Here is a 12,331-nt window from a genome sequence, read left to right as displayed (position 1 = left end):
TTTACAGCACATCCCGGCCCGATCTCAAATCGAGGTATTTTCACCACTGTTTTCCAGCAGTTTCCCCTATTTTCCGACCGATTGGGCTAGTCGTCAGTGAGGGTCACTCCGATGCCACCCACGAGTGTTGCCGAAATGTTATACAGCACTGCGCTCAACATGGAGAGGGCAGTCAGCAGCACAACGTTCACCACGGCAATGATGGTGGCGAAGGAGGCCACCTGCCCGAGCGATGCAACCTTCTTGAGTTCGAAGCCACCGCTTTCCGAGCCTGCGAGGGTGCCCAAGAGGCTGTCCACCTGGTTGAAAATGCCGGTAAGGTCCAGGACGGTCCATAGAACGATGGCGGCAATCACCGTCACGATGCCCAAGGCAACGGACAACAGGAAGGCCATCTTCAGCACCGACCACGGATCCACCTTGCTGACCAACAGGCGGGCGCGGCGCACCTTCGCCTTCGGTGCCGGCTTCACAAGCCCCGGAGTCCCTTGCGCCGAACGCTGCTGCCCTGGACCGGCCGCTGGCCGGGAACCGCGGGACGTTGGCCTGCAGGGCGCTGCGCTCCGACGGGACGCTGACCAGGCGCAGCCGGGCGCTGGCCTGCCGGGCGCTGGCCCGGTGCCCTTTCCGCACCTGGTCCTGCGGCGCTCGAGGCCGATGCAGCTGGACGCTGCTGCGGCCGGGCCGGTGCGTCTACCCGCGGAGTGGCCGACGGCTGCCGGAATCCTCCAGGCACACCCGTGTTCGGCTTGGGATATGAGTCCGAGTTGCTCACTCGCTACCTCCGGTGTTGTCTTCGTTCAGCTCGACGCCGGACCCATTGTCGGATCCCGCGGCCGATCCCGCTGCGGCCGTTGCGGTCGCCTCATCGACGCCGCGGTTTGCAGCCAACGTTACGTCATCGGCCGCCTCGGACGGGCCTCCGACGGGATTTTCGCCGCTATTGACGGTTGAGGCGTTATCAGCGCCATCGTCATTTTCGTCATCGACTTCTTCGCCTTCGAGGCCACGTTCGCTGTTACGGGCAACTTCGATGATCCGGTCGTTCTTGTCCGGCTTCGCGAAAATGACGCCCATGGTGTCGCGGCCCTTGGCGGGCACGCCGGCTACCGCGGAGCGGACAATCTTGCCACCCTCCATGACCACCAGGACTTCATCTTCTTCGTTGACGATGAGCGCGCCGACGAGGTCGCCGCGCTCCTCTGCCAGCTTGGCCACCTTGATGCCAAGGCCGCCGCGGCCCTGGAGCCGGTATTCCTCGACGGCGGTGCGCTTGGCGTAGCCGCCTTCGGTCACCACGAACACGAACGAGCCGGTCCTGGACGACGTCGGCCGCGAGGAGTTCGTCATCTTCGCGGAACTTCATGCCGGTCACGCCCGAGGTGGCGCGCCCCATGGGACGCAGTGCCTCGTCGGTGGCCGTGAAACGGATCGACTGGCCCTTGCGCGAAACGAGGAGGAGATCGTCGGTCTCGGACACCAGCTGTGCCGAGACGAGCTCGTCCTCATCCCGAAGGTTGATGGCGATGACGCCGGCCGTGCGGTTGGTGTCGTAGTCTTCCAAGCGCGTCTTCTTGACGAGCCCGTTCTTGGTGGCGAGCACCAGGTACGGGGCTTGCTGGTAGTCGCGAAGGTCAAGACCTGGGCGATGTGCTCGTCCGGCTGGAAGGCCAGCAGGTTTGCTACGTGCTGGCCCTTGGCGTCACGGCCGGCCTCGGCAAGTTCGTATGCCTTGGCGCGGTACACACGCCCAGGTTGGTGAAGAACAGCAACCAGTGGTGCGTCGTGGTGACGAAGAAGTGCTCCACGACATCGTCGCCGCGCAGTTGGGCACCCTTGACGCCCTTGCCGCCGCGCTGCTGCGAACGGTAGCTGTCGCTGCGGGTGCGCTTGACGTACCCGCCGCGGGTGATCGTGACCACCACTTCTTCCTCGGGGATGAGGTCCTCCATGGACATGTCGCCGTCGAACCCCATCAAAATGTGGGTCCGACGGTCATCTCCGTGCTTGGCGACGATCTCAGCCAGTTCCTGGCTGATGATGTCGCGCTGGCGCTGCTCGGAGGCCAGGATCGCGTTGAATTCGGCGATCATGACTTCCAGTTCGGAGTGCCTGTCCTGGATTTTCTGCCGTTCCAACGCGGCCAGGCGGCGGAGCTGCATGTCGAGGATGGCGCGGGCCTGGAGCTCATCGATCTCGAGCAGCCCCATCAAGCCATCGCGTGCAGCTTCAGTGGTGTTGGATGCCCGGATGAGCGCGATGACCTCGTCCAGCATGTCCAGCGCTTTGAGAAGTGCGCGAAGGATATGCGCCTCTTCCTCGGCTTTGCGCAGGCGGTACCGCGTGCGGCGTGCAATGACATCCATCTGGTGCGCCACCCAGTGCCGGATAAAGGCATCCAGGCTCAAGGTGCGCGGCACGCCGTCGACGATCGCCAGCATGTTTGCGGAGAAATTGTCCTGCAGCTGTGTGTGCTTGTAGAGGTTGTTCAGCACAACCTTCGCCACGGCGTCCCTCTTGAGGACGATCACCAGGCGCTGGCCGGTACGGCCGGAGGTTTCGTCGCGAAGGTCCGCGATGCCCTGGATCTTGCCGTCCTTGACAAGCTCGGCGATCTTGATGGCCAGGTTGTCCGGGTTGGCCTGGTACGGCAATTCGGTGACTACCAAGCAGGTGCGGCCCTGAAGCTCCTCCACGTTGACCACGGCCCGCATCGTGACGGATCCACGGCCAGTGCGGTATGCATCCTCGATGCCCTTGTGGCCAAGGATCGTAGCCCCGGTGGGGAAATCCGGGCCCTTGATGCGCAGGAGGAGCGCTTCGAGAAGCTCCTCGCGGGTGGCCGTCGGATTGTCCAGTGCCCACTGCACGCCTTCGGCGACTTCCCGGAGGTTGTGCGGCGGGATGTTGGTGGCCATGCCGACGGCGATGCCTGAGGACCCATTGACCAGCAGGTTCGGGAAACGCGCCGGCAGGATGGTGGGTTCCTGGTTCTTGCCGTCGTAGTTGTCCTGGAAGTCGACGGTCTCTTCGTCGATGTCACGGACCATTTCCATGGCCAGCTGGGCCATCTTGGTTTCCGTGTATCGCGGAGCTGCTGCGCCGTCGTTGCCGGGTGAACCGAAGTTACCTTGGCCCAAGGCCAACGGGTAGCGCATGGTCCAGTCTTGGATGAGGCGGACCAGCGCATCGTAGATCGCCATGTCGCCGTGCGGGTGATAAGTACCCATCACGTCGCCCACAACGCGCGCGCACTTGTTGAACGAACGATCCGGGCGGTAGCCGCCGTCGAACATTGCGTACAGCACGCGGCGGTGAACCGGCTTCAGGCCATCGCGGACATCGGGAAGTGCACGGCCGACAATGACGGCCATCGCGTAGTCCAGGTAGGAGCGCTGCATTTCTGTCTGCAGGTCTACCTGCTCGACGCGATCGGTCAGCACATCGCCCTCAAGAACGGTTTCAGCGTCGCCGGCCGGCTCAACAGGCACCTCGGGTGTTTCGTCACTCATAGTCTATGTTTTCCGTTTCAGGTATATGTCAGATAGGGAATATTCAGGAGAGCCCTGCGGCTCCTAGATATCCAGGAATCTGACATCCTTGGCGTTCTGCTGAATGAAGTTCCTGCGCGATTCCACGTCCTCGCCCATCAGCACGGAGAAGGTCTGGTCGGCTGCGAGTGCGTCATCCATGGTGACCTGCAACAGCGTGCGGCGGTCCGGATCCATGGTGGTGTCCCACAACTCGGTGTAGTCCATCTCACCCAGACCCTTGTAGCGCTGGATGCCGTTGTCTTTGGGCAGCCGCTTGTTCATTGCTGCGCCTTTAGTGATGGTTTCGTCACGTTCGCGGTCGCTGTACACATAGTCGTGTGCAGCATTCGACCACTTGATGCGGTACAGCGGGGGCTGGGCGAGGTAGACATAGCCGTTCTCGATCAGCGGACGCATGTAGCGGAACAGCAACGTCATGAGCAGCGTGGTGATGTGCTGGCCATCCACGTCGGCATCGGCCATGAGCACGATCTTGTGGTACCGCAGCTTGGAGATATCGAAGTCCTCGCCGATGCCCGTGCCGAACGCCGTGATCATGGACTGGACCTCGTTGTTGCCGAGTGCCTTGTCCAGGCGGGCCCGCTCAACGTTCAGGATCTTGCCACGCAGCGGCAGGATGGCCTGGGTTTCCGGGTTGCGGCCGCGCTTCGCCGAACCGCCTGCCGAGTCACCCTCCACCAGGTAGACCTCGCAGCGCGAGGGGTCCTTGGAGGAGCAGTCCGACAACTTGCCCGGCATGCCGAAAGATTCCAGAGGGCTCTTGCGGCGCGCATTGTCGCGTGCCTTGCGGGCAGCCATGCGGGCTTGGGCAGCCTGGACGGCCTTGCGGATGACGTCGCGGGCCGGGCCGGGATTGCGTTCCAGCCAATCGCCGAGCTGGTCGGTGACGACGCGCTGCACGAAGCCCTTAACCTCGGAGTTGCCCAGTTTCGTCTTGGTCTGGCCTTCGAACTGCGGTTCGGACAACTTCACCGAGATGACGGCTGTGAGGCCCTCCCTGATGTCGTCACCCGTGAGGTTGTCCTCTTTTTCCTTGATGATGGTCTTCTCGCGCGCGTAGCGGTTGATGAGCGACGTCATCGCAGCGCGGAAGCCTTCCTCGTGGGTGCCGCCCTCGTGCGTGTTGATGGTGTTCGCGTAGGTGTGGACACTCTCGGAATAGGCCGTGGTCCACTGCATGGCGACCTCGACGGAGATGTGCCGCTCCGTGTCTTCGGTCTCGAAGGCGATGACGTCCTCGTGGACGATGTCCACCTTCTTGTTCGAATTCAGGTGCTTGACGTAGTCGAGCAGGCCATCGTTGTACTGGTAGACCACAGTGCGGTGCTCTGCCGCGACTTCGCCTTCGGTGGCAACGGCATCAAGATCCAGATCGTCGTCGCCTGGCTGCGCCACAGGACGCTCGTCCGTGAGGGTGATCCGCAGGCCTTTGTTGAGGAAGGCCATCTGCTGGAAACGGGCACGGAGGGTTTCGAAGTCGAAAACAGTCGATTCGAAAATGGTGCCGTCGGGGTAGAACGTCTGGGACGTTCCGGTCTGGTCCGTGGCCTCGCCCATGACGAGTCCGCCCTGTGGCTTGCCGCCGTCGGCGAACGTCATGCGCCAGACATGGCCTTGGCGCCGCACCTCGGTGTCGACCCGGCGCGAAAGCGCGTTGACCACGGAAATACCCACACCGTGGAGTCCACCGGACACCGCGTAGCCGCCGCCGCCGAACTTTCCGCCTGCGTGCAGGATGGTCATGACGACTTCAACGGTGGGCTTCTTCTCTGTGGGGTGCATGTCCACCGGAATGCCACGGCCGTCGTCCACAACCTTGACGCCGCCGTCGGCCTGGAGGGTCACTTCAATGTGGGTGCAGTACCCGGCGAGTGCCTCATCTACCGAGTTATCCACCACTTCGTACACCAAGTGGTGGAGTCCGCGCGGACCTGTGGATCCGATGTACATGCCGGGCCGCTTGCGCACCGCTTCGAGACCCTCAAGAACCGTGATGTCGCTTGCGCCGTATTCCCTGGCCTCGGCGGGTGTGTCAGGCTTGTGGGCATTCGCGTTCGCGGGCTCTACTGCCAAGGTCTCTGCATTGTCGTTAGCCACAGGCGCTGTCGACTCCTCTGTACTCGATGGTCGCCGGCCGTCACCGCACCACGGAAGCACGCCCATCAGGACACACCACAGGGATACGGCAGCCGCCAACAGGGACGTCACTGCTAACGCCGGCTACATCGAGATTGGCGGATCCGCTTCCACAAAAGCTGTTCAGCGGAGCCAATCAACGTTCACCGGCGCCCAGTTGTCTAAGCCGATTCTATCGTGACTATGCGCTGTTCCTTGCAAAAACGGGCCCAGATGCTAAGGAAAATAGCGATGAGAGGCCGCTGGCCCCATCTGCAAGCTGCCAATAGAGCACCCTCTAGGGAGCTATGCGGTCCGGGGAGGTTTCTCGCCCCTGTGCGCCGTTCAGGAAATCACCTCAAGCGGGCTGCCGGGAAGTTACCCGTAGGTATCCCGGGGGCCCCGTCCATTGACGCTGCGGCCACCCTTTCGCCAGTTCGGCGCGGTGGGTGCAAGTACGTGGATGGACGTCACCACACCGTCGCCGAGTTCCCTCCGGAACATGTCCAGGAGGCTGGTACTGAGGAGCCGTAGCTGGGTTGCCCAGGCGGTGGAATCACAACGGACATGGAGCGTGGTGTCGGTAAAGCTCTCCGGGGTGCAATGCGCAGAAATCTCGGGTCCCACCAAGGCATCCCATTCCGCCATGACGGAACCGACCGCCACAGGAGAAGTCCACCCGCGTTCGGCCACGAGCCTGCCCACCACCTTCCCGAGTCCCAGCGGATCCCGCCCGGTTCCGTGGAATTGGCTGAATCCGCGGGTATCGCGGACGCCTGTTCGTTTCGGCGCGGTACCCGTACGTGGCGCGGACCGGCGAATTTCACCCCGTGCGGCGGCGGCTTCGCGCATCCTGTTCAACGCCGATTGGGCAGCGTCAATCTCATCAGGGTCCCTGCCCGGCTGACGTCCGCCGGGGCTATCCTTCTCCATCAATGCCTCCGGGCACAACCTTCACGCGCCGCCCGGCCAGTTCTTCGGGAATGTCGGCGTCGACGGCGGCTGTCACCAGCACTTGTTCGGCACCAGCAACGATTGCAGCTAGTTTACGCCTGCGCTGCACGTCCAGTTCGGCAAACACATCGTCGAGAATGAGGATCGGAGCGGAACCACCGGTGCGGGTGTCATCGAGCATGACATAGTACGAGGCCAGGCGTAGCGAGAGGCACATGGACCAGGCTTTCGCCATGGGAGGCATAGCCCTTGGCCGGCGCCTGGCCCAACACCAACTCCAGTTCGTCGCGGTGCGGACCCACCAAGGAAATCCCGCGTTCCAGCTCCTTGCGGCGCGAGGCTGCGAATGCCTGGACGTAGCGTTCAGTGAGCTGTTCCACGGAAAGCGAGCGGAGGTCCTCAACCCCGTCCGCACCATCGTCGGCGCGCTCGGCTGGACCGCCGTCGTCGTCCAATACACCTTGGAGGGTGGAGCGGTAGACCGCGCCGGCCTCCTTGGAGCCATCCGTCAGCTGCGCGTAGGCACTTTTGAGGTGGGGGCGGAGCCGTTCGACGAGTTCCAGGCGCGCGTGCAGGAGTTCTGCGCCGGCCCGGGCCATGTGCTGGTCCCACACATCGAGGGTTGCTTCATGGCCGGAGCTGAATTTTCCGGTGCGAGCCGATTTCAGGAGGGCGTTGCGTTGCTTGAGCACGCGGTCGTAGTCGTTGCGCGTTGCCGCGTGCACCGGCATGAGGCTGACAAGCAGTTCGTCCAGGAACCGCCGCCGGTTGGACGGATCTCCCTTGACCAGGGCGAGGTCTTCGGGGGCGAAGAGCACGGTCTGGCAAATGCCCAGGATGTCGCGGGCACGCACCGGATTGCCGCGGTTGATCCGGCCACGGTTGGCACGGCCGGCATTGATTTCCAGTTCGACCACCGTTGACTGTTCGCCGCGGACCAGCTTCGCCCGGATCAGCGCGCGCTCGGTGCCGAAGCGCAAAAGCGGCGCATCCGTGCTGACCCGGTGCGAGCTCAAGGTAGCCAGATATCCGATGGCTTCCATGAGGTTCGTCTTGCCGATGCCATTGGATCCCACCAGGACAGTAACGCCGGCGCCGAGTTTAAGGTCAACCTGCGCGTAACTGCGGAAATCTGTGAGCGAAAGATGTTCGAGGTACACGCGTCCTGCTGGAAGCCCGGGGCCTAGTTGGCCGGACGGGTGGCGTGCCCGCCGAACTGATTGCGCAGTGCCGAAACCATCTTCATGGCCGGCGAGCTGTCCTCGCGGGAGGAAAATCGGGCGAAGAGCGCAGCGGTGATTGCCGGCGCGGGGATCGCGTTGGCAATGGCTTCTTCAACGGTCCAGCGGCCTTCGCCGGAGTCCTCGACGTAGTCCCCGATGGAGGCCAGGCCCGGGTCTTCGTCCAAGGCTTTGACCATGAGGTCCAACAGCCAGGAGCGGACAACCGTGCCTTTTTGCCAAGCACGGAAGGTGCCGGGAAGGTCCTTGATGATGTCCTTGGCCGCGAGCAGTTCGTAGCCTTCGGCGTAAGCCTGCATCAAGCCATATTCGATCCCGTTGTGCACCATCTTGGCGTAGTGGCCCGCACCGACTCCGCCAACATGGACGAAGCTGTCGGCACGTTCTCCTTCGGGGCGGAGTGCATCGAATATCGGCATGGCAAGTTCGATATCTTCATCCGCGCCGCCCGCCATGAGTCCGTAACCGTTTTTCAGTCCCCAGACGCCACCGGAAACGCCGCAATCGGCAAAGCGGATGTCCTTGGAAGCCAAGAAAGCGGCGTGCTTCTGGTCTTCGGTGAAACGAGAGTTGCCGCCGTCGATCACCATGTCGCCGGCAGAGAGCTTCTCGCCAAGTTCGCTGATCACGGCTTCGGTGATGTCGCCGGACGGAACCATGACCCAGACCAGGCGGGGCGTCGGAAGGGCCGCAATCAGTTCATCGATGGAGGCGACGTCGGCGACGTCTGGATTGCGGTCAAAGCCAGTGACCTCGATTCCGCCGTTCCGCATGCGTTCGCGCATGTTGAAACCCATTTTTCCAAGGCCGATCAGTCCGATGTGCACGGTGTGAACTCTCTTCTGCGTTGGTGGTTTTGGTATTGACAACACTGCTTGGGCCCACGCCGCCAGGGTTCCCTGGCCGAGCTTGCGAGGCGAGGGTGGCGGTGGGGATTAGTTCGGGAGGCGGACGGGCATCACGAGGTAGCGGTAGTCGCCCTTGTCGTCGCCGTCGGCATCAACCTGGGCAGTGATCATGGCCGGCTTGGGTGCTGTGGTGAAGGAGAAGCGCACGAACTTGGTTTCGATAACGCTCAGCCCTTCCACCAGGTAGTGCGGGTTGAAAGCTACCGTGATGTCTTCGCCGCTGAGCTGGGCTTCAAGTTCCTCGGATGCCTGGGCATCTTCGCCGGTGCCGGCGTCAAGGTTCAGCTGGCCTTGCGTGAACGCCAGGCGGACCGGAGTGTTTCGTTCGGCGACCAAGGACACGCGGCGAACGGCTTCAACAAGCTCCTGCGTTTGGACCGTTGCGTGGATGGGGGTGGAATCCGGGAACAGCGAACGGATTTTGGGATAGTCACCATCCACCAGCAGGGACGTGGTGGTGCGCCCGCCGCTTTCGAAGCCAATCAGGCGGCTGTCGTCATCGGCGAGGGCGAGATGGATGTCGCCGCTGCCACCGAGCGTCTTGGCTACTTCGTTCAGGGTCTTGGATTTCACCAGGGCACTCGTGGAAATTCCCGGAGTGACCGGCTTCCACGGTACTTCGCGCATGGCGAGACGGTAACGGTCCGTGGCGAGGAGGGTGATCAATTCATCCTCGATCTCCATCCGGACACCGGTGAGGATCGGCAAGGTGTCATCCTTGCTGGCCGCGATGATGACCTGGGAGACAGCCTGGGCGAAAGCGTCGCCCGGCAAGGTTCCGCTGATGGTGGGAAGTGCGGGAAGCGGCGGGTATTCGGATTCCGGCATGGTGGCGAGGTGGAAGCTGCTTCGACGGCATGTGAGGGTGACCTTGCTGCCATCCGTTTCGATTTCGACGGGCGCCGAGGGCAGGCTGCGGCAGATATCGGCCAAGAGGCGCCCGGAAACCAGAATGGTTCCTTCGGTGGTGATGTCAGCTGGAATTTCAAGACGCGCTGAGGTCTCGTAGTCAAAGCTCGAGAGACTCACGGTTCCGGCTTCCGCCTTGAGCAAGAGACCTGAAAGGACCGGGACAGGCGGCCGCGGAGACAACGACCGGGCTGTCCATGTAACGGCTTCTGCCAGGACATCCCGCTCGACTCTGAACTTCACGGAAGGGTGCCGCCTTTCATTGCTGCTGCCAGTGTTCCACCGGAATCTCCCCCAGGAGTTCCGAAAATCAGCGCCCGGAACCCGTCAGCTGCATGGTCCGCAGTGTGCGAACTACAAAGCTGCGCCAAGGATGGACGCGATGCAGACAGCTTAGCCGGAACTCTGGGCATTAACCCATCCCCAGCCTGCTGGCTTGTGGTTCAGAGCAGCCTTGGGCTGCGTCGGCGGGTGGGCGGAAGGAGATTGTTATTTGAGGGAATTCATTTTTTTGGGATTAGTAGTGTTAATAACCCCTGTGGAAACTGTGGATAACCGCCTCTGGACCCGCCGTTCCGCGCTTAACCCCTGTTCACGAAGTGTGGGTGACAGGGGTTTTAAACAGGGTGTGGACGTGGATAACCCCCAGGGCCGTTTTTAACGATCCACAGAAGCCTTAAGGGCTTTAAGCCCATTAACCGTGCTTGTCCCCTTAAGTATCCACAGGCTTATCCACATGTACCTGTTAATAAGGTATGTAGTGGGCCGCTGAAGACGTCTTAGGAATCGCGCTGCTGCTGTTTGATGCGGTTGGTCAGCTCTGTCACTTGGTTGTAGATCACACGGCGTTCGGCCATCAGTTCGCGGATCTTGCGGTCCGCGTGGATCACAGTGGTGTGATCGCGGCCGCCAAGCTCCTGGCCGATCTTGGGCAGGGACATGTCCGTGAGTTCGCGGCAGAGGTACATGGCGATCTGACGAGCGGTCACCAAGGTACGCGTGCGGGACTTGCTGCAGAGTTCTTCCATGCTGAGCTTGAAGTACTCGGCCGTCTGCTTCAGGATCTGGTCCGCCGTGATCTCCTGGGCGCCGTCGTCGGTGATCAAGTCCTTCAGGACCATTTCAGCGAGAGCCACATCAACCCCCTGGCGGTTCAGGCTGGCGAACGCGGTAACGCGAATCAGCGCGCCTTCGAGTTCGCGGATGTTGCTGGAAATCTTGGAAGCGATGTATTCCAACGCATCGTCAGGCGCAGACAATCCCTCGCTCTGTGCCTTCTTGCGGAGGATGGCAATGCGGGTTTCCAGTTCCGGCGGCTGGATATCCGTCAGCAGGCCCCACTCGAAACGTGACTTCATGCGGTCTTCGAAGCCCGCCAGTTGCTTGGGCGGCAGGTCGGAGGTGATGACAACCTGCTTGTTGTTGTTGTGCAGGGCGTTGAAGGTGTGGAAGAACTCCTCCAGCGTCCGGTCCTTGCCCGCAAGGAACTGGATGTCATCAATCAGGAGCACGTCGACGTTGCGGTAGGTGGTCTTGAAACTGGCACCTTCGTCGTCGCGGATGGAGTTGATGAAGTCGTTGGTGAACTCTTCGGAATTCACGTAGCGGACCCGGATGCCGCTGTAGAGCCGGCGGGCATAGTGGCCGATCGCGTGCAGCAGGTGCGTCTTGCCGAGTCCGGAGTCACCGTAGATGAACAGCGGGTTGTAGGCCTTGGCCGGTGCTTCAGCGACCGCGACGGCGGCAGCGTGGGCGAAGCGGTTGGAGGAACCGATCACGAACGTATCAAACACGTACTTCGGGTTCAGCCGGCCGAATTCGTGGGAGGTACTTGGCGGAGTGGGCTGCGGCTTCAGTTCCACGGCCAGGTCATTCACGGCGGAGAGTTCGACGGCGGGGGCCGGCTCTTCGTGGATGGGCACCAGATCCGTGTCGACGTCGATCGCGCACCGGATGTCGTCTGAGAAGACGTTGCGGAGGGCATCGTCGAGGGCGTCCTTGACCTGTGTCTGGAGAACCTCGCGGGTCAGCTCGTTGGGTACCGCTACCAACAGGGTGGAGCCGATCAGGCCTTGGGCCTGGGCGAGGACAACGAAACCACGTTGCCGGGGTGTGACGCGATCGTCCTGTTCCAGCAGGCTCAGCACCCGCCGCCAGGAACTTCCGACCGTGTTGGCGTGGTTGGCGTCGTCTACCGTCATCAAATTGGTTCCCTCGGGTGCTTGCTTGCCTGGATTGCGGCAGCCGAAGGTCCGTGGCCGATCAAAAGGGCGTGGATTCCGAACCGAATCCACAGGGTTATGCACAGTCCGTGGATAATCGGCTACTGGGACACTCTAGGGGATGGAAACCCCAGAAGATAGCTGGGAACATGCTTGTGGATAATTACACCGTTGTGGTTCCGAAAGGGGGTCTGTGAGCCACTTCATCCACAGACTGCCAGGGGTACTTAGCCACAGTTGGGGATAGCGGGCCGGACGGCTCTCGGTTTGACCTGAGGGGTCTTTTTGCCCTAACGTTGTGAAGTCCTATGTGTCCGCTTTTTGACCACCCGCACTTCCGGTATATCCGGCGTTGGGCGGCGGCGGATGCACAAATAAACTTAGCGTCGGCCAGTTCTTCCCCTTTTTGATCGGGTGGGCGCACCTTT

Annotated in this window: 5 protein-coding genes and 3 pseudogenes; all 8 read right to left on the bottom strand. The window is 61.9% G+C overall.

From position 1 onward, the window contains the following. Positions 1-86: 86 nt before the first annotated feature. Positions 87-775 (bottom strand): annotated as a pseudogene (locus ACF0H6_RS11870) (DUF3566 domain-containing protein). Then, positions 772-3,512 (bottom strand): annotated as a pseudogene (gene gyrA, locus ACF0H6_RS11865) (DNA gyrase subunit A). The pseudogenes ACF0H6_RS11870 and gyrA overlap by 4 nt, the downstream one beginning before the upstream one ends. A gap of 63 nt (positions 3,513-3,575) precedes the next feature. Then, on the bottom strand, positions 3,576-5,651 hold the full coding sequence (gyrB, locus tag ACF0H6_RS11860; protein ID WP_395249761.1) for a DNA topoisomerase (ATP-hydrolyzing) subunit B: 2,076 nt from the start codon (positions 5,649-5,651) through the stop codon (positions 3,576-3,578). 396 nt (positions 5,652-6,047) lie between these two features. Beyond that, positions 6,048-6,602, bottom strand: coding sequence for a DUF721 domain-containing protein (locus ACF0H6_RS11855; protein ID WP_395249760.1), 555 nt, complete (start codon positions 6,600-6,602; stop codon positions 6,048-6,050). After that, positions 6,589-7,783: pseudogene (recF, locus tag ACF0H6_RS11850) on the bottom strand (DNA replication/repair protein RecF). Before recF ends, ACF0H6_RS11855 begins: the two are co-directional and overlap by 14 nt. A 23-nt stretch (positions 7,784-7,806) precedes the next feature. Next, complete coding sequence (gene gnd, locus ACF0H6_RS11845) at positions 7,807-8,727, bottom strand: phosphogluconate dehydrogenase (NAD(+)-dependent, decarboxylating) (protein WP_395249943.1); 921 nt, start codon at positions 8,725-8,727, stop codon at positions 7,807-7,809. A 72-nt stretch (positions 8,728-8,799) separates the two neighbouring features. Continuing rightward, complete coding sequence (gene dnaN / locus ACF0H6_RS11840) at positions 8,800-9,924, bottom strand: DNA polymerase III subunit beta (RefSeq protein WP_395249759.1); 1,125 nt, start codon at positions 9,922-9,924, stop codon at positions 8,800-8,802. Positions 9,925-10,460: 536 nt separating this feature from the next. Then, entirely contained in the window at positions 10,461-11,882 is a 1,422-nt protein-coding gene (dnaA, locus tag ACF0H6_RS11835; RefSeq protein ID WP_395249758.1) for a chromosomal replication initiator protein DnaA, read from the bottom strand. Positions 11,883-12,331 lie beyond the last annotated feature (449 nt).

The organism is Arthrobacter sp. NA-172, assembly GCF_043952055.1.
GTDB lineage: Bacteria > Actinomycetota > Actinomycetes > Actinomycetales > Micrococcaceae > Arthrobacter.
This window is presented reverse-complemented; position numbering and strand designations above follow the sequence as displayed.

Excerpts from the sequence above, each read along its gene's own strand:
- ACF0H6_RS11855 (WP_395249760.1), bottom strand. The coding sequence starts at position 6,602 with ATGGAGAAGGATAGCCCCGGCGGACGTCAGCCGGGCAGGGACCCTGAT.
- dnaA (WP_395249758.1), bottom strand. The coding sequence starts at position 11,882 with ATGACGGTAGACGACGCCAACCACGCCAACACGGTCGGAAGTTCCTGG.